At 37.6% G+C, this 19,818-nt stretch carries 15 protein-coding genes and 6 pseudogenes; 8 read left to right on the top strand and 13 right to left on the bottom strand.

What is annotated here, in order from left to right:
• Positions 1-82: 82 nt before the first annotated feature.
• Positions 83-918, top strand: a pseudogene (locus tag D2C72_06280) (outer membrane beta-barrel protein).
• A gap of 126 nt (positions 919-1,044) precedes the next feature.
• Here D2C72_06280 and D2C72_06275 read toward each other — a convergent pair.
• The gene (locus tag D2C72_06275) at positions 1,045-1,665 is read right to left on the bottom strand and encodes a hypothetical protein (GenBank protein QEF43865.1); all 621 of its coding nucleotides are present in this window, start codon (positions 1,663-1,665) and stop codon (positions 1,045-1,047) included.
• Between the two features lie 101 nt (positions 1,666-1,766).
• Between D2C72_06275 and D2C72_06270 the strand changes: the two genes are divergently transcribed.
• Genes D2C72_06270 through D2C72_06245 form a run of 6 tightly spaced genes read left to right on the top strand, consistent with a single transcriptional unit; the run spans position 1,767 to position 8,104 of the window.
• Positions 1,767-2,021, top strand: a complete 255-nt coding sequence (locus D2C72_06270; protein QEF43864.1) for an RNA-binding S4 domain-containing protein — start codon at positions 1,767-1,769, stop codon at positions 2,019-2,021.
• 24 nt (positions 2,022-2,045) lie between these two features.
• Complete coding sequence (locus D2C72_06265) at positions 2,046-4,808, top strand: isoleucine--tRNA ligase (protein ID QEF43863.1); 2,763 nt, start codon at positions 2,046-2,048, stop codon at positions 4,806-4,808.
• Positions 4,809-4,824: 16 nt separating this feature from the next.
• Complete coding sequence (locus D2C72_06260) at positions 4,825-5,739, top strand: conjugal transfer protein TrbB (protein ID QEF43862.1); 915 nt, start codon at positions 4,825-4,827, stop codon at positions 5,737-5,739.
• Positions 5,740-7,044 carry a flagellar protein export ATPase FliI gene (gene fliI / locus D2C72_06255; protein QEF43861.1) on the top strand — a complete coding sequence of 435 codons (1,305 nt, stop codon included), beginning with the start codon at positions 5,740-5,742 and terminating at the stop codon, positions 7,042-7,044.
• Positions 7,045-7,054: 10 nt separating this feature from the next.
• The gene (gene fliQ / locus D2C72_06250) at positions 7,055-7,321 is read left to right on the top strand and encodes a flagellar biosynthetic protein FliQ (GenBank protein QEF43860.1); all 267 of its coding nucleotides are present in this window, start codon (positions 7,055-7,057) and stop codon (positions 7,319-7,321) included.
• Positions 7,322-7,324: 3 nt separating this feature from the next.
• Positions 7,325-8,104: a UDP-N-acetylmuramate dehydrogenase gene (locus D2C72_06245; GenBank protein QEF43859.1), complete on the top strand. Its 780-nt coding sequence runs from the start codon at positions 7,325-7,327 to the stop codon at positions 8,102-8,104.
• Between the two features lie 60 nt (positions 8,105-8,164).
• Here D2C72_06245 and D2C72_06240 read toward each other — a convergent pair.
• The 5 genes and pseudogenes from D2C72_06240 to rsfS all read right to left on the bottom strand — a co-directional run bounded on the left by D2C72_06240 (position 8,165) and on the right by rsfS (position 12,227).
• A pseudogene (locus D2C72_06240) lies at positions 8,165-9,044 on the bottom strand (sulfatase).
• Complete coding sequence (locus D2C72_06235) at positions 9,026-9,868, bottom strand: phosphoethanolamine transferase (GenBank protein ID QEF43858.1); 843 nt, start codon at positions 9,866-9,868, stop codon at positions 9,026-9,028. Before D2C72_06235 ends, D2C72_06240 begins: the two are co-directional and overlap by 19 nt.
• A 9-nt stretch (positions 9,869-9,877) precedes the next feature.
• Positions 9,878-10,981, bottom strand: a complete 1,104-nt coding sequence (locus tag D2C72_06230; protein QEF43857.1) for a glycosyltransferase family 8 protein — start codon at positions 10,979-10,981, stop codon at positions 9,878-9,880.
• A complete protein-coding gene (miaA, locus tag D2C72_06225) occupies positions 10,982-11,878 on the bottom strand; it encodes a tRNA (adenosine(37)-N6)-dimethylallyltransferase MiaA (protein QEF43856.1) in 897 nt (298 codons plus the stop codon).
• 7 nt (positions 11,879-11,885) lie between these two features.
• A complete protein-coding gene (rsfS, locus tag D2C72_06220; protein ID QEF43855.1) occupies positions 11,886-12,227 on the bottom strand; it encodes a ribosome silencing factor in 342 nt (113 codons plus the stop codon).
• A 58-nt stretch (positions 12,228-12,285) separates the two neighbouring features.
• Here rsfS and queF point away from each other — a divergent pair, with 58 nt between their 5' ends.
• Positions 12,286-12,732 carry an NADPH-dependent 7-cyano-7-deazaguanine reductase QueF gene (gene queF / locus D2C72_06215; GenBank protein QEF43854.1) on the top strand — a complete coding sequence of 149 codons (447 nt, stop codon included), beginning with the start codon at positions 12,286-12,288 and terminating at the stop codon, positions 12,730-12,732.
• Positions 12,733-12,817: 85 nt separating this feature from the next.
• Here the strand turns inward: queF and D2C72_06210 are convergent.
• The 7 genes and pseudogenes from D2C72_06210 to D2C72_06180 all read right to left on the bottom strand — a co-directional run bounded on the left by D2C72_06210 (position 12,818) and on the right by D2C72_06180 (position 18,983).
• Positions 12,818-13,360, bottom strand: a pseudogene (locus D2C72_06210) (hypothetical protein).
• 77 nt (positions 13,361-13,437) lie between these two features.
• Complete coding sequence (locus D2C72_06205) at positions 13,438-14,781, bottom strand: transposase (protein QEF43853.1); 1,344 nt, start codon at positions 14,779-14,781, stop codon at positions 13,438-13,440.
• Positions 14,778-15,377, bottom strand: a complete 600-nt coding sequence (locus D2C72_06200) for an IS607 family transposase (protein ID QEF43852.1) — start codon at positions 15,375-15,377, stop codon at positions 14,778-14,780. Before D2C72_06200 ends, D2C72_06205 begins: the two co-directional genes overlap by 4 nt.
• Before the next feature lie 59 nt (positions 15,378-15,436).
• Positions 15,437-15,616 (bottom strand): annotated as a pseudogene (locus tag D2C72_06195) (hypothetical protein).
• Between the two features lie 43 nt (positions 15,617-15,659).
• Positions 15,660-16,912 (bottom strand): annotated as a pseudogene (locus D2C72_06190) (DHH family phosphoesterase).
• 41 nt (positions 16,913-16,953) lie between these two features.
• A complete protein-coding gene (locus D2C72_06185) occupies positions 16,954-18,699 on the bottom strand; it encodes a DUF262 domain-containing protein (GenBank protein ID QEF43851.1) in 1,746 nt (581 codons plus the stop codon).
• Positions 18,641-18,983, bottom strand: a pseudogene (locus tag D2C72_06180) (hypothetical protein). The gene D2C72_06185 and the pseudogene D2C72_06180 overlap by 59 nt, the downstream one beginning before the upstream one ends.
• Between the last annotated feature and the right edge of the window lie 835 nt (positions 18,984-19,818).

Genomic DNA, 19,818 nt, shown 5'->3' with positions numbered 1-19,818 from the left:
TATTAAAACAATTTTTCAATCAAGGAAAGGGTATGCAAGTTACCCCCCCATTTTTTTAAAACCCAATAAGAAATTTTTATTTTTGGCTTTTTATTCTGTGCTAGGGTTTCATTTTAGCCACGCTATAGATGAGAGCGAGCTTAATAAACTCGTTGGAAAGAAGGTTCAAGAAGCTTTAGCGAAAGAAAAAGCTAAGGCTAAACATCAAAGAGCGGATAAAAGCGCTTTTTTTGCCGGTCTTGGCTATAGCGGGATGTTTTCATGGAATTTAGCTTATAAAGATAGTTTTGTTTTGCTACCTCATTTCTTGGGTGGAAGACCCTTAGAAAGAAAAGATCCCAGCACAATCTTAAACGGCTTTAATTTTAAAGTGGGGTATCAGTATGCCGCTCCTGTTAAGATTAAAAAAATGGGTTTTGGCGTTAGGGGAGGGTTCCAATATTCCTATAAAGCGGGCAATTACATGGAAAAAGATAAATACCAACAATACTTATTTGGAGTGATACCCATAGACACAATAAGTCCTGTTTCTTTTTTTAATGGTGGTATGATAACAATGTCAACTTACAGCTTTTTATGGATTTTTTACACAATGTGTATGAAAATGAGAAGTTTTTCATCGGTTATTTTATAGGGGCTGGGTTAGGGGGTGAGAGCGTAACAGCCGATGTTCTTAAAGATTTTGGTAACATATTAGCGCAATTAGCGCAATTTCAGGGCTATGGCTCGTTAGGGCTAAGAATGGGCGATAAACGCCACACGCTAGAATTGAGCGCGAGCATTCATGGCGACGCTCCTAGTTGTTCTTTAAAAAAGCTAAAGACTTGCGAAAGTGTGAGGGTTTTACAAGCAAAAATCCCTAGGGGCATTTTTGAAAGCTATGTTACTTGGAGCGCGGATTATGTTTATCGGTTTTAAAAGTTTTTGAAAAATTAATGGCTTTGTTCCAATTGAATAGGGGTAATAAAATCTAAAAAATGCTTTAAGCATTTTTTACAATCTAATCATAAAGAGCTTACGAAAAGCGAGCGATCACTTCATGCTTTATGGTTCCAACCCCCATGCGTCTTTAAAAGAAGCGTTTTTAAGCTTTAAATTCAAGCTCCCTTCAATCCATTGGGTATTGGCCCCCTTTTCGTTATTGTCAAATAAAAACACCCCCAAAAAGCCTCTAGGGGTTTTAATCAGGCTCAATTCCACGCTAGGAAGAATGATTGTGCTGTCAGGTTTGACTTCAAAGGCCAGGAAAAAGGGGCGGTTATTTTTGAAATCATAGCCATTTTTAGTGTATGAATAGCCAGGAGCGCTCTGCAAGATGCCTTTTTGAGTTTCCACGCTAAAAGAATCCAAGTAATAAAACCCAGGCTCTAGCTTGAACGATTGAACTTTGGCTAAAGCGTAGCGGTTTTTCCATAAAAGCATGAAACGCTCACTCCCTAGCATGAATAAAGGCCCCCTAGGGTCTTTGAGCTTTGCTTTAGGGTTTTTTTCAAGCGCTTCATTGTGTTTGGCGATAACTCCTCTATCCACTTTGCGCCAATAAGTGCGCACGCTTTGGCCCTGATGAGCGATATACATATTCACCAAACCAGAATGATGGCCTTTAGGGGGCAAGCAAGAGGCTAATAAAAGAGCGGCTAACAAACTCACAATTTGAAACTTCAAGCAAATTCCTTAAAAAGAGTGGTGGCTGAATGCTAACATGCTAAAACTAAAACCCTTATAAGTTATGGATAAAAACTTAAAGATTAGGGTAAAATAAACGCATGCGAATAGACAAATTTTTACAATCAGTGGGTTTAGTGAAGCGGCGCGTTTTAGCGACAGATATGTGCAATGTAGGGGCGGTGTGGCTCAATGGGAGTTGTGCTAAGGCCAGTAAAGAAGTGAAAATAGGCGATGCGATTAGTTTGCATTATCTAAAAGGGATAGAAGAATACACGATTTTGCAAATCCCCACTTTAAAAAATGTGCCGCGAAAAGACACGCACCTTTATATCGCTCCTAAAACAAAAGAATAAAGATAAAAGACTAAGGATCAATCAGTGAAAGAATACAAAGATACCTTAAACTTAAACACAACCACCTTTTCTATGAAAGGGAATTTGAGCGTTAATGAGCCTAAAACTTACGCTAAATGGCAAAAGCAACAAGCGTTTAAACGCATGCAAGCTAGGAAAGATAACCATGGGGATTTCACCTTGCATGACGGGCCGCCTTATGCGAACGGGCATTTGCATTTAGGGCATGCCTTAAATAAGATTTTAAAAGACATTGTCGTTAAAAGGGAATATTTTAAAGGGAATAAAATTTATTACACGCCCGGTTGGGATTGCCATGGCTTGCCCATTGAGCAGCAAATTTTAGAACAATTGGAAAAGGAAAAAACGAGCCTAGAAAACCCCACGCTGTTTAGAGAAAAGTGCCGAGATCATGCGAAAAAGTTTTTAGAAATCCAAAAGAACGAGTTTTTGCAATTAGGCGTTTTGGGGGATTTTGAAGATCCTTATAAAACCATGGATTTTAAATTTGAAGCGAGCATTTATAGGGCTTTAGTGGAAGTGGCTAAAAAAGGGCTTTTGAAAGAACGCCATAAGCCTATTTATTGGAGTTATGCATGCGAGAGCGCTTTAGCGGAAGCTGAAGTGGAATACAAGATGAAAAAATCGCCCTCCATTTTCGTGGCGTTTGGTTTGAAAAAGGAGAGTTTAGAAAAATTAAAAGTTAAAAAAGCGAGCTTGGTGATTTGGACGACCACGCCTTGGACTTTGTATGCGAATGTAGCGATCGCTTTGAAAAAAGACGCCCTTTATGCGCTCACCCAAAAAGGCTATTTAGTCGCTAAAGCCTTGCATGAAAAGTTAGCCGCTTTAGGGGTGGTGGATAGTGAGATTGCGCATGAATTCAATGCCAATGATTTAGAATACTTGAAAGCGTCTAATCCTTTAAACCAAAGAGATTCCCTAATCACTCTAGGAGAGCATGTCGGTTTAGAAGATGGCACAGGAGCCGTGCATACCGCGCCCGGGCATGGTGAAGAGGACTATTATTTAGGCTTAAAATATAATTTAGAAGTGTTAATGTCTGTAGATGAGAAAGGTTGCTATGATGAGGGCATTATCCATAACCAACTATTAGATGAAAGCTATCTGGGCGAGCATGTTTTTAAGGCTCAAAAACGCATTATAGAGCAATTGGGCGATTCTTTATTGCTAGAGCAAGAGATTGAGCATTCCTACCCGCATTGTTGGAGGACGCACAAGCCTGTGATTTACAGAGCGACCACGCAATGGTTTATTTTAATGGATGAGCCTTTTATCCAAAATGACGGCTCTCAAAAAACCTTAAGAGAAGTGGCTTTGAATGCGATTGAAAAGGTGGAATTTGTGCCAAGCAGCGGGAAAAACCGCCTAAAAACCATGATAGAAAACCGCCCTGATTGGTGCTTGAGCCGGCAAAGAAAATGGGGCGTGCCACTGGCCTTTTTCATAGACAAACGCACGAATAAGCCTTGTTTTGAAAGCGAAGTTTTAGAGCATGTGGCGAATCTTTTTGAAAAAAAAGGCTGTGATGTGTGGTGGGAGTATAGCGTGAAAGATTTATTGCCCCCTAGCCATCAAGAGGACGCCACGCATTATGAAAAAGTCATGCATATTTTAGACGTGTGGTTTGATAGCGGTAGCACCTTTAAGGCGGTTTTAGAAGACTACTATGGAGCAAAGGGGCAAAGCCCTAGCGATGTGGTTTTAGAAGGGAGCGATCAGCATAGGGGGTGGTTTCAAAGCTCGCTTTTAATCGGTTGTGTTTTAAATAATCAAGCCCCTTTTAAAAAGGTCATTACGCATGGCTTTATCGTAGATGAAAAGGGCGAGAAAATGAGCAAATCTAAGGGCAATGTGGTGTCTTTGGATAATTTACTCAAAAAGCATGGGAGCGATGTGGTGCGTTTGTGGGTAGCGTTTAATGACTATCAAAACGATTTGAGGGTCTCTCAAACCTTCTTCATTCAAACAGAACAGCATTATAAAAAATTCCGCAACACCCTAAAATTCTTACTCGCTAATTTTAGCGATATGGATCTCAAGAATTTAGAACACCCCCATGACTTTAGCCCTTTAGATCATTTTCTATTAGAGGCTTTAGAAACAACAAGCACTGGAGTCAATAGCGCGTTTGAAGAGCATGACTTTGTGAAGGGCTTGAATATTTTAATGGCGTTTGTTACCAATGAATTGAGCGGGATTTATTTAGACGCTTGTAAGGATAGCTTGTATTGCGATAGCAAAAATAATGAAAAACGCCAAGCCATTCAAATGGTCTTGCTCGCTGTGGCTAGTCAATTGTGCTACTTTTTAGCCCCGATTTTAACGCACACGATCGAAGAAGTCTTAGAGCATAGCCAGGTGTTGCGCGCGTTTTTACAAGCCAAAGATGTGTTTGATTTAAAAGGCATTAGCGTTTTAGAAAAACTCCACCTTAAAGAGTTTAAAAAACCAGAAAATTTTGAAGCCGTTTTAGCCTTGCGTTCTGCCTTTAATGAAGAGTTAGACCGATTGAAAAAAGAAGGCGTGATCAAAAATTCGTTGGAATGCGCTATTGAAGTAAAAGAAAAAGCGTTGCGTGAAAATTTAGTAGAAGAATTGCTGATGGTGAGCTTTGTAGGGGTTGCAAAAGAAAAATTAAGCGAAACGCCAGCATTCACGCTCTTTAAAGCCCCCTTTCATAAATGCCCCAGGTGTTGGCGTTTTAAAAGCGAGCTAGAAAACACCCCTTGCAAGCGTTGCGAAGAGGTTTTAAAAGAGCGATGATAAAAGGATAGGGCTTTTGGAAACTTTACAAACCCATAGAGTTTTACAAGCCCTAATCGGCCATTTTACCCCTTTTTTAGAAAGCGGGATCACCGAGCTGATAATCAATACCGAGCAGGAACTTTGGCTTTATAAAATCAATAACACCCGAGAAAAAAGAGGGCATGCGCTTTTTGATAAGGCGTTTTTGCTGAGGTTTTGCGAGCAATTGGCCAGTTTTAGGGGGTTGTTTTTTGATGAAGAACACCCCACTTTAAATTGCTCTATCCCTTTCACGCGCTATAGGGTGAGCGCGAATCATTTTAGCATCACCACGAACAATCAAATCACGCTCAATATCCGTGTGCCTAGGCTTAAGCCCTTAAGTTTAGACGATTTCACTTTCAAAGCAAGCGATCCAAAGGGTTTGAAAGATTTAGCCCTAAAAGGGCATAACATTCTTATTAGTGGGGAGACTTCAAGCGGTAAAACAAGCCTATTAAACGCTCTTTTAGATTGCGTCAATAAAGATGAAAGGGTGGTGAGCGTTGAAGACAGCCAAGAATTGGATTTAAAAGCGTTTAATAATTGCGTGGGGCTTTTAGTGGGCAAGCAAGAAAACACGCGCTTTAATTATGAAGACGCTCTCAATATGGCCATGCGCTTAAACCCAGACAGGCTCATTGTGGGCGAGATTGACACCAGGAATGCAGCACTCTTTTTGCGTTTAGGAAACACCGGGCATAAGGGCATGCTCTCAACCATTCACGCTAATAGCGCTCAAAACACTTTAGAAGCCCTTTCACTGAATTTGAGCATGCGTTATACGCATGCCTTAGACAAGGACTTGATGCGAGCGTATTTTAAAAGCGCGATTGATGTGATTGTGCATGTGAATAGAATCAATGATGAGCGCCAAATCGCTGAAGTCTTATGGACTAAAGAGCTTTAAATGCCCCTAAAATCCTTAAAAAACCGCTTGAATCAACGTTTTGATCTATCGCCTCGCTATGGGAGCGTGAAAAAAATCATGCCCAATATCGTTTATGCGGATGGTTTTAACCCCTCTGTGGGCGATGTGGTGAAGATTGAAAAAAGCGATGGCAGCGAATGCGTGGGAATGGTGGTGGTGGCAGAAAAAGAGCAGTTTGGTTTCACGCCCTTTAACTTTATAGAGGGGGCTAGGGCTGGCGATAAGGTGCTGTTCTTAAAAGAGGGGTTGAATTTCCCTGTGGGCCGTAATCTTTTAGGGAGGGTGCTTAACCCTTTAGGGCAAGTCATTGACAATAAGGGGGTGCTAGATTATGAACGATTAGCGCCTGTGATTACAACGCCTATAGCCCCTTTAAAAAGAGGCTTGATTGATGAGGTTTTTAGCGTGGGGGTGAAGAGCATTGATGGGCTTTTGACTTGCGGTAAGGGGCAAAAACTGGGCATTTTTGCCGGCTCTGGGGTGGGTAAATCCACGCTAATGGGCATGATCACTAGGGGTTGCTTAGCGCCCATTAAAGTGATCGCTTTGATTGGGGAAAGGGGCAGAGAAATCCCTGAATTTATAGAGAAAAACTTAAAAGGGGATTTAAGCTCTTGCGTGTTGGTGGTCGCTACGAGCGATGATAGCCCTTTGATGCGCAAATACGGGGCTTTTTGCGCGATGAGCGTGGCGGAGTATTTTAAAAACCAAGGGCTAGATGTGTTATTCATCATGGATTCAGTGACTCGTTTCGCTATGGCTCAAAGAGAAATCGGTTTAGCCTTAGGCGAACCGCCCACTTCCAAAGGCTACCCCCCATCCGCGCTTTCTTTATTGCCTCAATTAATGGAGAGGGCGGGCAAGGAAGAAAATAAGGGGAGCATTACGGCTTTTTTTAGCGTGCTAGTAGAGGGCGATGATTTGAGCGACCCCATAGCCGATCAGGCCAGGAGTATTTTAGACGGGCATATCGTCTTAAGCAGGGAATTGACCGATTATGGGGTCTACCCGCCCATCAATATTTTAAACTCCGCATCAAGGGTGGCTAAAGACATCATCAGCGAGTCTCAAAACCTTTGCGCGAGAAAATTCCGCCGTTTGTATGCGTTATTAAAAGAAAATGAAATGCTCATTCGCATCGGCTCTTATCAAATGGGGAATGATAAAGAGCTTGATGAAGCGATTAAGAAAAAGGCTCTAATGGAGCAATTTTTAGCGCAAGATGAAAACGCTTTACAGCCTTTTGAACAAAGCTTTCAGCAATTAGAAGAAATCTTAAGATAAAAGGAATATCATGGAATCACAACTCATGAAACTCGCCATTGAGACTTATAAAATCACTTTGATGATTTCTTTACCGGTATTACTAGCGGGCTTAGTGGTGGGGCTGTTAGTCAGTATTTTTCAAGCGACCACTCAAATCAATGAAATGACTTTGTCTTTTGTGCCTAAGATTTTAGCCGTGATTGGGGTGCTGATTTTAACCATGCCGTGGATGACGAACATGCTTTTAGACTATACCAAAACCTTAATCAAGCTCATTCCTAAAATCATAGGCTAGAAAATGCTAGAAACAACTATTGATTTTTCTCGTTACAGCAGCGTGAAAATCGGCGCGCCTTTAAAAGTGAGCGTTTTAGAAAACGATAATGAAATTTCTCAAGAACACCAGATCATAGGCTTAGCGAACAACCTTTTGATCGCTCCTGGCGTGAAAAATCTCGCTTTATTAGGAAAAAACTACGATTACATTTGCGATCAAGGTGAGTGGGTGGAGGTAGGGGGAGCGGCTAATGCGTCTAAAATTTTTAATTATTTTAGGGCGAATGATTTAGAGGGTTTAGAGTTTTTAGGGCAATTGCCCGGCACTTTAGGGGCGTTAGTTAAAATGAATGCTGGCATGAAAGAATTTGAAATCAAAAATGTTTTAGAAAGCGCTTGCATTAATAATGAATGGCTAGGGAGTGGAGCGCTAGGATTAGATTATCGCAGCAGCAAATTCAATGGCGTTGTTTTAAGGGCGAGGTTTAAAAAAACGCATGGCTTTAGACAAGAAGTTTTAAAAGCGTGTCAAAGCATGCGCAAAAGCCACCCCAAATTGCCTAATTTTGGGAGCTGTTTCAAAAATCCGCCTAACGATTATGCGGGCAGGCTTTTAGAGGGCGTGGGCTTAAGGGGTTATCGCTTAAAAAGAGTGGGCTTTGCTAAAGAGCATGCGAATTTTTTGGTGAATTTGGGGGGTGCAGAATTTGAAGAAGCGCTAGATTTGATAGAACTCGCCAAAACCAGAGTGTTACAAGAATACGGCATTCATTTAGAAGAAGAAGTGAAGATTTTGAGATAGGGTTGAAAAGCTTTATGTGGAATCAAGCTTATCCCTATTGATGAGAACAGAGCCTTATTATTATTTAGTCCTATCATGATCCAATCCCCCAACGACAAGTAATCCTTTTTCTTTGGGCGTCAAATTTAGGGCTAAAAAGGTTTTTACTCTCTATCTCGTCTTTAGTGCGAATGCCCACCAAAGGCAAAAGAGAATGGATTAAATCATCGCTCATGAAAGGTTTGTTTAAAGCGTTTTTAATCAATTTGACTTTCTCGGGGTGTTTTTCTTTAAAAATATCGCTCACATAAATCATAAAAGGGATTTCTAATCCCGCTTTAGAGCAGCTATGCCCATAAGTGGGGCCGCTTTCAAAAACATCTTGTGCATGGTCGCTCAAATAAAACACAATAGCGTCCTTATCTTTAAAGAGGTTAAAAATCCCATTCAAAACAAAGTCGTTATAATAAAGCGAATTGACATAATCAGCGACGATTTGCCTGTCTCTATCATTGCTCACATGCAAATTAGAAAAAGACAAATCGCTTGGTTTGAATTTGGCGAAGCTTTTAGGGAAACGCTCGCTGTAAGTCTTGTGTGAGCCACGCAAATGGAACACGATAAAATTCTTGCTTTTTAATTGGGGTTGGATATTTTTGGAATAAAAAGTTAAAATATCTTCATCATATCCTGTCCATTCTCCAGGAAGGAAGTAGAGATTTCTATCGCGTTGAAGAAGGTAGCGGTTTTTAGAACGATTAGAGACTAGATTTTGTGTGATCCCCCATTCATCGACGATTTGTTTTTCTAACCAAAAAGTTTCATAATGGGATCGCTTGAAAATGTCTATCATGTTGCGGTAATGATACCAAGGCTTATTCGTTTCAGCATCGCTATAATTGAGCAGGTTTTCAAAGACATCAGAAGTGCTGCCTTCTTTGCTTATCGTGTCAGAAAACACGAACAAGTTGTTACTCTCTCTCTCTCTCTCTCTCTCTCGTTGGCGAGTTGGCTCAATAAGGGGTTATTAGGAACGCTATAGCCATAGAGTTGCATGAAATTTCTGCTCGCGCTTTCGCCGATGACTAAGACGACATTTTTAACATCGCCCGTGCTAGAAAGATAATCGCTTGGTAAATAAAGGTTATTTAAAAAGCTATAAAATTTTATGGCTTGTTGGCGATCAGTTAAGCTCAAATAGGCGGAATAAAACCCTCTAGCCAAAGAAAGAGAAAAGAGTGATCTTTTTAAAATGGCGTCGTTATTTGTAAGGTGTTTAACATTATGAACGCTTCCTATGGTAAGGATAGAAAGCCCTAAAACGCTCGCTATCACACCAGGCACAAGCGCTCTAAAGCGAATGATTTTAATGGCGATCAACAAAGCGATCAAAATAAAAGCGTAGTAAAACAAATAATTTTTATAGCTTTTTATAAACGCCATCGTTTCAGAGCTGTTTGTGGCTAAAAGCGTGTCAGTCAAGCCTTTTGAAAAAGGCATTTTAAACATAAAGAGCGTAAAAATTTCAGCCACGCTAAAAATAATACCGCTTCCTATAAACAGCCATTCTAATGAATATTTCAAGCGTTTTTTAGGGATTAGCGCGCAACCATAATACACCACAAACCCGATTAAAAAAGCGCCTAAAAAGCCTTTAGAGAAAGAAAACAAATCGCTATTTTTGTAAGCGTTAGAAAGAGCGTTACAAAGAAGAAATATTAAAAATTTTTCATCTAGAGTTACGCTACTGGCAAAGAATTTTAAAAACTTCAATAATTTTTCCATGAATGTCCTTTAAGTGGGTTTGAAAACTTTTTTCAAAATATTTTTTATCCTAAAACAAAAATAATCCTTAATCGTTTTTGATCTTATGTGGGTTTTAAAAGATTGCATCTGTTGGTCTTTAGCCATTTCAAGGCGTTCTTTAAAAAAATCGTTTTTAAAAGGGGTGCAAAAAAGGTTGGCGAGCCAAAAACTCGCTTCAGCTTCATAGCAAATCAAACGCCCGTTCAAAGAACTCACAGAACGCCACGGCTTGTATTTGATGAAATGGAGCATGATGATGTTTTTAGGGTAGTGCTCTTTGAAAGAATCAGAATAGCAATTGTAATAAATAGGTAATTCTAAAATGCACTTCCAAAACACCATATTGATTAAACACTGCTCGGGGTAGAAAAGGTCTTTCCCCCTAGTTTTCAAAAACTCTAAAGCGATCTTTTCAAACCCATTTTCGCGCCATAAATCTAAATTCGCTACCAAAAAGCCCATGTTAAAGCCTTGATGGATGCGTTTTAATTCGTTTTGGCTAAAGCGTGAAAAATCAATTTTAAAATTCTTGCATGTTCGCTCAATAAAATGGCAAAAGGCTTCAAAAGGAAGGTGGGAAAAAGTGTCTCTCACCATGCCAAGTGATTTAGTGGGGTCATTATCTAGCGCAAAATAAGCGCTTGCAACATCGCCCAAAAACACCGTATCCACATCTATAGAAATGATTTTAGAATAATTAGGGAAGAGTGAAGCGAGCAAAAGCCGGCACAAAACAAGAAGCCCGCCATAACGCTTGGAACAAGACTCATTAAGGTAGCTTTCTATGGAATTGTCTAGCGAGTTAATGTCTATGAATTCCAATGAAGCGAATTTTTTAAAAGGCTCAAGGGTTTTTAAAAGCTTGTTTTGCTGCTCTAAAGTGACTCCTTTAATCAAACAATGGATTTTATACACGATGTTAGCGCCTAAAAGCTCGTTGTTTTGACTTAGGGGGCTAAAATCTATCGCGCTTGTGTGCCTGCTCGCATGTGAAAGTAAAGAATAAAGGCTTACGCCAGCCCCTAGCGCGTAATTCTTATCAAAACTCATAAAAATAGGGATGATTTGATCGGGTAAATTTTGTGTATCCATTTATCGCTTTTTTGTATCGCTTTTTGAGTGTTTTAAAATCGCATGCCTAACTTCTCCAACGCTTCCTGTGTAAAGGTTGTTGAATTGGGTTTTATTGAAAGTGTTTTGGCGCTTGGCTAATTGGATGGTGTTAGAGGTAATCGTTTCTTCTAGCTCCTTTAAAGTGAGTCGTTTTTCTAAAAAAAGAATGCTCTCTTTAACGCCTATGGCTTTAAAAGGCTGTGAATCTTTAGGGTATTGAGCATAAAGGGCTTTGATTTCTTCTATAAGGCCACAATCAAGCATGTTTTTGGTGCGCTGTTTGATGTTGTTTGTAAGCACGCTTTTTTCAATAGAAAGAGCGAATAACGAGATAGCATGCTCAAAGGGTTTTTTAGGGTTAGTTTTAAAATACTCGCTTGGGGGCGTGTGGGTGGCATAAAAGATTTCTAAAGCCTTATGGATGCGGTAAGTGTCGTTTGGATGGAGTTTAAAAGCCATGTTAGGGTCAATGGATTTTAAAAATATATAAGGGTTAGCGAGAGTGGCAATTTCTCGCTCTATTTTTACAGCCTCCTCACCGCTAATTTTTGGCATGCTGCTCAAACCTTCTAAAATGGATTTGAGATAAAAACTGCTCCCCCCTACAATGAGTAAAATTTCTTTGGAAGACACCCTCATAGCGTCCTCTAAAAGGGTTTTAAAAAGGGGGGCGTTATTTTTTTCATCAATGTTAAGGTAATCTAGGGCGTAATGCTTGATATTTTTTCGTTCTTTCAAGCTAGGTTTAGCCGAAGCGATATTGATGTCTTTATAAATACTCAAAGAATCCAAAGAAAAGATTTCAGCGTCCAATTCTTGGGCTAATTCAATAGAAAGAGCGCTTTTTCCGCTCCCACTAGGCCCTAAAAGCGCGATGAGTTTCTTAGGCGTTTTGATGAACGCTCTCCTTCTTGTAGGTGTTTAAAAACCCTTCTAAGTCAAATTTTTTACGGCATTCTTCGGTGAAAAGATGGATCATCAAATCCCCTAAATCCAAAATGATCCACTCTTCATTAGACTCATCTATCTGGTAAAAGACTTCGCCTAAAGGCTTAAGGGTGTTTTTAAGCGCGTCCAATAAAGAAAGGGCATGCTTGTTCGCTAGCGTGGTGGCGATAATGACATCTTCTACCAAATAGGGGGTTTTGGATAAATCAATGTGCGTAATATCAAAAGCCTTTTTTTCATCTAATAAAGCCGTAATCATTTCTATGCGTTGGTTCATGAGTTTCCTAAAAATGGGTTAAAATAACCTTATTATAACTTAAATCAAGGAAAGATCAATGACCCCTGAATCAAACCTTAAATCCCTAGGTGCTAAAACGCCCTATATTTTTGAATACAGTAGCGATTTACTAGAAGCTTTCCCTAACCCAAACCCCAATTTAGACCCCCTAATCACTCTAGAATGCAAGGAATTTACAAGCCTTTGCCCAATCACTTCCCAGCCGGATTTTGGCACTATCTACATCCGCTATATCCCTAAAGACAAAATGGTAGAAAGCAAGTCTTTAAAACTCTATTTATTCAGTTACAGAAACCATGGGAGTTTCCATGAGAGCTGTATCAATACGATTTTATTAGATTTAGTCAAATTGCTAGAGCCAAAGTATTTGGAAGTGTATGGGGATTTTGCCTCTAGGGGCGGGATTGCGATCAAGCCCTTTGTGAATTATGCGATCAAAGAATACCAAGACTTTAAGGAAAAACGCCTTTTGGATGCGAAATAACGCGCAAAGATAGGGTTTTAAGATTAAAGCCCTTCCAAATTAAATGGACAGGTTAGGGGGAGAAGAAAAAAAGAAAAATAAGAGATTAAAAAAAGAGAGCCACCCCACATGGGGGGAGGTTAGTTTTACAAACTAGAAAACCACTCATCGGAGTTTTTAGACAATTCCTCATCATTATCCAATTCTTTAAGATACTCCTCATCAGAGCGTTATTTTTTAAAAATCTATCTATAAAATACTTCCCCAGTAAAAAACAAAACCTCCTATAAAGGTAATTATTGCCTTTAAAGAAGTCCTTAATCCAAATGGGTTTATCCCAATCCACTTTAACGGATTTGTCCTGCCACTAGATTAAGCGCGTTTTTAACTGAGCCAGTTTGTCAGCGCTAGATTGAATGCAACCGCTTTTAGCCGCCCCTATCAGTAATTTTTGCTCATTATGATTGAAATCCCTATAAAAAGCGTCTTTAAAGGGTTTAAAGGCTGAGATGATCCCAAAGGGTAGCCCACTTTTGACTTTCTCACACACCTTTTTAAGATCGCCGCTTCCAATCGTTTTACTCTCAATGGCAGAAGCTTTCGTGTTGGAAACTTTAATGGCGCTGTTTTTAGTTTTAGAGGCTTTCTGTTCCTTAAAACATAGACAAATGCCCATGTATTAAAGTAATTCGCACTTTGTTGATAAATGAAGTTTTTCATTTGCAACTAAAGCCTTGCTTGCACAGTAGTCAAGCGATAGCTATCAGTCCGTTTTAGTAAGATTTCTTTAACCGCATTAAAAGGTGTATTCTTTTTAATTTCTTTGTCAAAGTATCTCGCTAAAATGTTTCTAGCAGCATTATAGTCAGCCTGAATAGTTCCCCCATTAAATAGGTAAAAAGTATTGCTTTTGCGACGCCCTAATAAAAGGTTGTTACAAAAGCTATCGCATTGCGAAGTGTATGCAGGATTGACTAAATGCAATGCAGAACCTCTGCACGCTATTACATTTTTTAAAGCGTCTGCTATTAAACCTTTAACCCAAGAATTGAGTCTTCTGTTAGTGTTTTTGCCATAGCTTGTGTTTTTTGAAAAGTTTTCTTTTAAATCTTCACACACAACCACCTTTGCCTTATCCACTACTTGATGGCAAGCGTTGTAAATAAGGGTTTTTAATCTTTGTTTGACTTTATGATCTTCTTTGTTTTGCTTAATTTTGCCTAGATTGTTTTTAAAAATACGATTAGCTTTTTCAAGTTGATTGTTTTTTTGAGCTTTTTTCATCAGCGCCAATAACTTGTTTCTTCGTTGGTATTTGACTTTTAGTTTGTCGCTGTATTGGGTGAGGATTTTACCTAAATCCTTCCCTAAAAATTCGTTAGTGCTTGTTACAAAGACTTCACTATAACCCTTATCAATGCCTATTATTTCATTCCCACAAGTGCGATTATCTGTTTTTTCATAAGAACTATGAACTTCCACTACCTTGTTTTTTATAATCAGTCTTAAAGTGCCACTAGGTTTGTATTCCATTGTGGTATTTAAAGGGATTTTAATCCTTTTGTTTTTGATTAAAGAGGGTATAGAGATCCAACATTGATTGTTCAATTCAAAAACTTTGTAGTCATCGCTGCGGACAATGATTTGATTGAAAACAGAATTTTTACCATGCTTGAAAGCTTTTCTCATTTTTCTGTGTAAAAAATGATCTTTTAGCCATTCATCTTTTTTTAATTGGATAAAGGCTTCTTTTTGCTCTTCTTTGGTTTTATAGTGTTTGAATATGTCTTTTTTAATAGAAGTTTTAGCCGCTTCCAAATAGAGCTTGATGTTATTGAAGCTATCTCTTAAAGTCTCTTTCCAAGCGTTAGCTAAAACTTTAAATTCCCTTTTTTCCTTAACCCATAAATCTCTAATTTTTCTATCGCTCGTATTCAAACATTTTAAAGCCCCATATTCTTGCCATATTTGAGAACGCAATTTTCCTAAAATTTGGGCTTGTTCGTTTAACGCTTTTAACTTACCTTTATTGATATTTTTGGCATAGAGTATTCTTGTAACTAGCATCATTCTTGATTTTTAAGATGTTCTTTAATTTCTTTGTTGTATTTTCTTAAGCCATAAAGCCTAGAACTAAAACAATGGATAATGCTCAATAAATCTTGTGTCATCTCAGCTTCAGGGCTTAAAGAGATCTGATTCATTATAATAATTTCACAGCCATGAGTTTGAGCAAAGCTTTCAAAATATTCAAAACCAAAACGCACAAACCTATCTTTATGAGCGATAACCAATTTAGAGATTTTTCCCATTTCAATTTCTTCCAAAATTCGGTTAAAAATCTTTCTCTTATAGTTTAACCCACTCCCTATCTCATTACACCATTCACTCACCGCATAGCCATTGGCAAGACAAAATTTTTCTAAGGCTTCAATTTGATTTTGCAAATCTTGTTTTTGATTAGCGCTAGACACTCTAGCATAAACCACTATCTTTGCTTTATCTTCACTAGCTTTAATACCTAGATATTCTAAGTATTGATCATGCGTGTAAAAACGCCTATTTTTTTGATTACGATGAGCGACAAAAACACCCTCTAAATCCCATCGTTGTAAAGTCCTAACAGATTTACCTATCATACTAGCAAACTTAGCAGGCGAATACACAAGCTTTCCTTAATTTAATTATGTGGCTATTTTATCATAAATTAGTTATATTTGTCAATGTTTTTTGTATTAGTTAGATGCTCTCTCCCAATGATCTCCTTAACGAATCGCTTCGCTCCATTTTGAGCCACTTTACTAGCCACAAAATCCTTTTCAAAATCTTGTAACAAATAGTAGTATCTGGTTGGATTCCCGCTCTCATCATTCAATAACAATAAAAAATCATAATCCAATAACATGTCAAGTCCTTTTTTTAAAATTCATCATTAGCGTTATTTGACTTTATAAGGCTTGTAAGCTTTTGATCACTTTTTTAAAATCCTCTTTTGCAAAGCTCAACCCAAAAGCTTCCTCATGCCCGCCAGCTTGTATTAAAGGAATGGTTTTAATCTGGCTTAAAAAATTCCTATCACCTCTAGCGCTACCGCTATACCCGTTTTTATTGTCTCTATAGATACAAAGGGAGCGATTGGAAGGGTATTTTTTTAAAAAGTTATTAGCCACTAAACCGCTAACACCTACTTTAATAGAACAGCTTTCATCTAAAAGAGCCACTAATATTTTGTTACAAGAAAAAATTTGAGCGTTTTCTTCGCTTTCTTTCACCATTTTCTTTTTAATGTCGTTGTATCTTTTGAATTCCTTAACATTAAGACGCTTAAGCGCGGATCGTTTAGGGGATTGAAATGCTTTAAAACCAGATAGTGCAAATAGCTATTATAACAACCCTTAAACTCTCTAGCCCCACTCAAACGGCTTAAAGCGTTGATGTAATTGATGCAATTAAAGCCGTATAAGTTAGAAATTTCATCTGAATCGTCTTGGGCTAAAGAAAGATCTTTATCTTTGAAAAAGCATTCAATGCGGTCATGTTTAGGTTGCGCTAAATTCAAAACCATATCCAAATTATCCCCATTATCCAAATCAATGCGATCGCTTAAAAGCGTGATAGCGATCAATTCTTCTTCTAAAGGAGTGGTTTGTATTTGAAAGATTTGACTAAACACTAAAACGCTTGTGAAAGCCCCGCTATAATAGTTAGCGTCTTTTTCATCATTCAGGTTAATGTAGGCGATTTTATTTCCATCAATCCAATCAACTTCAAAACTCTTATGGTGGTCTGTGATGATGCATTGTTCAAAATGTTCTAATAAGATTTTTTGTAATTCTATGTTAGAAACTAAATCCGCCCCCAAATCAGCGCTAAACAATAAGGGGTCTTTTTGAAATTGGTTTTTAATGCAATCTAGGCGGACTAATTGGTTGGTTTTAGGGTTAAAGATACAAGGTTTAGACAATAAATCATTTATGGCTAAATCAGTGAAACCATAACCATGCGCATTCCTTAAGGGGCTAAAGAAAAAGAAATCTTTAATACCCAATCTGTAACACATAGACATTAAAACGCTGCCAGCTAACATGCCATCACAATCATTATCTGTATAGAAAACAATGGGGCGGTGTTGTTTGACTTCTTTTAAGAAGTCTTTAAAAATCCTTTTCTTTGCTATCTTTAATGGTTCTTTTTTGGGCATTGATTATCCCCTTTGTTGTTTTTATGCTTAGCAATCTTTAATCATTCTAGATCAAAATCATCTTCTTCCTCTTTATATTCCTCTTCTTGCCCCTCTATGTGTAAAACAGGCGTGATAATTTCATACAAAAAGTCGTGTCGCTTTTGGAGAGACTTCTCGTCCCACTTCCTATAGTCGCTATACAATTCTTTAGTGATGTCATAACAGCTAATCACTTTGCTTGGGTCTTTGCCACCATAAATTTTTCTTTTTTCATCAAAATCCCCATTTAAGGCTTTTGCGTTCTTTTTACGCTTTAAAAGGGTTAGATTTGCGATATTATTTACCCATTTTTCTCTTTTTTCTTTGTCAAAATCCGCGTTCCATTGACTGCCTCTTTTGGGTTTTTGGGGCAAAATATGCTCCACTTGGGTTTCGGCATCCATAACGATAAAATGGGGTTTCTCTTCATCTGCCATGAAATAGTTAGCTAGGGCTAAGACAGGGTGTAACCATTTGCTAGGATAAACAGAATAACTATCCCATAAGTTATAGTGGTATTGGTTAAAGGTGTTATAAGATTCTATATTATCCAGTATAAGCTCTTGAATGGTTTCAATGTCTTTATTGCTTTTAACATTTTTGATAATGTTGATACTCGTTTGCTTGATGCGCGTGATCGTGCCTCCTGCAATCCAAGTTTGATAATAATAAGACACCAAAAGCCTTTTCAAAGCGTCAAAATCAGGGTATTTGACATAAAGGGCTGTCGTTAAAATACTGGCCCAATATCTGGAGGGAAGGTATCTTAATAAGTAAATGTATCGGTCTTGTTTTTTTAACAAATCGGTATAAGACTTCATGAACTCGCTAATGCCATAAATAAACTCGCAAGCGTCTTTTTTGCTGTCTTTGAACACCTTTTTTAATCCCTTATCGGCTCTCTTTTTAGAAGAACTAGGATCAGCGTATTCTAAATACATGTTAAAAAAGTCTTCCAAATCAATATCTATGCCTTCAATGCTCTTGCAAGCTTCAACCAATTTGTCCCAAGTGGTTATAAAATCCTTACGCTTTTCACTATCTTGTTTGATTTCTTGCATCAAACTGGATTTTAAAATATCAATAGGGCTTAAGGGTTGGCCTCTGTCGTTTAACACTTGAAAGATTTGCATCGCGCTGTCTTGCTCAAAACAAATGATCCTAGTCAAAGCAATGTGTTCATAAAACCACGTGATAAAACCATCCATATCGCTTATGGAACCATTTTCCATGCTCTCATTCAATAGCTCTCTAAAATAATAAGCGTTACGCAAATAAGTGTTTTCTTCAAATTTCTTATCCAATTCGCTCTTTTTAATGTTGTCTTCAAACTCTAAATTGTTTAACACCGTGTTTTCAAAAATACTGTTGTAATTTTGAGCGGTTAAGAACTTCAGACGCTCTTTTTCTTTATCGTATTTATCATAAATACTCCCTTCAATAAAATCTTTAGATTTTTGCCCTAACCTGTGTTTATAAAGCCTTAAAATCGTGCAAGCCAGAATGATAAAACTCGTTAATCGCTGTTGGCCATCCACAACATCCCATCTTTTATCTTTTGGATTTTCAGCGATCACAATAGAGCCGCAAAAATACTCATCTTCTCTATTGTTGGTATAGCTGCCCACCAGATCATCAATCAAAGCCCCTAAATGATCTTTATCCCACACATAAGGGCGTTGGTAATCGGGAACCTGATAAAAATATTCAGCATCCACTAAAATTTGATAGAGTTTTTTTAACTCTACTTCTACTTTTGCCATCATTTCTCCTTTGAATTTAACTCTGTAAGCCCCACTGGTTTAAAAATGGGGCTTATGGAATCAAATTTTTTAAAAAGATTGCGGTGCGGGTTAATGAAAGGGGGAATAAAAGGGTTAATGAAAGGGGGAATAATAAAAAATAGGGGATTTTTAAATCGGTTTTGGTAAAAGCGATAAAAGTATGGTAGCGTTGCTTGATTGCTTGACAGAATGATTGAATGATTGAATGATTGAATGATTGAATGATTGAATGATTGAATGATTGAATGATTGAATGATTGAATGATTGAATGCCATTTCTACCCCTTTTTTGAAAAAAAGATGACTTGGAGTGTTGTATCTAGTGGTATTTAATCAATGGTTAATGATGCGTTTTTATTTTTTAATGATGCATTTTATCTTATTATAACGATGTGTTTTATTTAATAATGATGTGTCTTTATCTTATTATAATGATATGTTTTATTTTTTAATGATGCATTTTATTTAATTTTATGATGTGTTTGATTTGATTTAATGATGATGTGTTTTTATCTTATTTTATAATAATGTGTTTTTATCTTAAAGCTTTATTTTGCTACCCCCTAATTCCAATCACTCCCCAATCATTTCCAATAACTTTTATCCATTCCTTCCAAACTCTAAAATTCCTTTCCAACTCTCAATTTTCTTTCAAACTCTAAAATTTCTTTCAAACTCTAAAATTTCTTTCAAACTCTAAATTTTCTTTCACATTCCAAAAACTTTAAGCAAACTTTAAGCATTAGATGTCTATAATTACATTTCGTTTTTAAAGACAAGCTTTAAAAAGTTCTTTAATTCAAACTCAAGCAAGTTATAAAAGCTAAAGGCTTTAATTATAAAATATAAAAATATAAAAGCCCACCAGCTGATTAAACTTGGCGATTAAAAAAGATTAGGGATCAAGCATTTTTAGTCTTCTTAAAGGGTTTAATATTTGAGAGTGATTATAGCAAGTTTTTAAAGAAAAACGAAGTTATTTGATTTAACATTGTTAATAGCCTATGTAAAAGTAAAGTAAAACTACAATAACTCTGTCTTATATTCATTAAGGCAGTGGTAGCGCTGAAGAATATTCGTGCAATTGTCGTTATTCATTAT

Source organism: Helicobacter pylori (assembly GCA_008032955.1).
GTDB classification, from domain to species: domain Bacteria; phylum Campylobacterota; class Campylobacteria; order Campylobacterales; family Helicobacteraceae; genus Helicobacter; species Helicobacter pylori_DC.
This window is presented reverse-complemented; position numbering and strand designations above follow the sequence as displayed.

What these genes read in the sequence shown, in the direction of transcription:
- D2C72_06230 (QEF43857.1), bottom strand. Translation starts at nt 10,981, where the DNA reads ATGGATACACAAAATTTACCCGATCAAATCATCCCTATTTTTATGAGT.
- queF (QEF43854.1), top strand. Translation starts at nt 12,286, where the DNA reads ATGACCCCTGAATCAAACCTTAAATCCCTAGGTGCTAAAACGCCCTAT.
- D2C72_06235 (QEF43858.1), bottom strand. Translation starts at nt 9,868, where the DNA reads ATGGAAAAATTATTGAAGTTTTTAAAATTCTTTGCCAGTAGCGTAACT.
- fliI (QEF43861.1), top strand. Translation starts at nt 5,740, where the DNA reads ATGCCCCTAAAATCCTTAAAAAACCGCTTGAATCAACGTTTTGATCTA.
- fliQ (QEF43860.1), top strand. Translation starts at nt 7,055, where the DNA reads ATGGAATCACAACTCATGAAACTCGCCATTGAGACTTATAAAATCACT.
- D2C72_06185 (QEF43851.1), bottom strand. Translation starts at nt 18,699, where the DNA reads ATGATGGCAAAAGTAGAAGTAGAGTTAAAAAAACTCTATCAAATTTTA.
- D2C72_06205 (QEF43853.1), bottom strand. Translation starts at nt 14,781, where the DNA reads ATGATGCTAGTTACAAGAATACTCTATGCCAAAAATATCAATAAAGGT.
- D2C72_06270 (QEF43864.1), top strand. Translation starts at nt 1,767, where the DNA reads ATGCGAATAGACAAATTTTTACAATCAGTGGGTTTAGTGAAGCGGCGC.
- D2C72_06245 (QEF43859.1), top strand. Translation starts at nt 7,325, where the DNA reads ATGCTAGAAACAACTATTGATTTTTCTCGTTACAGCAGCGTGAAAATC.
- rsfS (QEF43855.1), bottom strand. Translation starts at nt 12,227, where the DNA reads ATGAACCAACGCATAGAAATGATTACGGCTTTATTAGATGAAAAAAAG.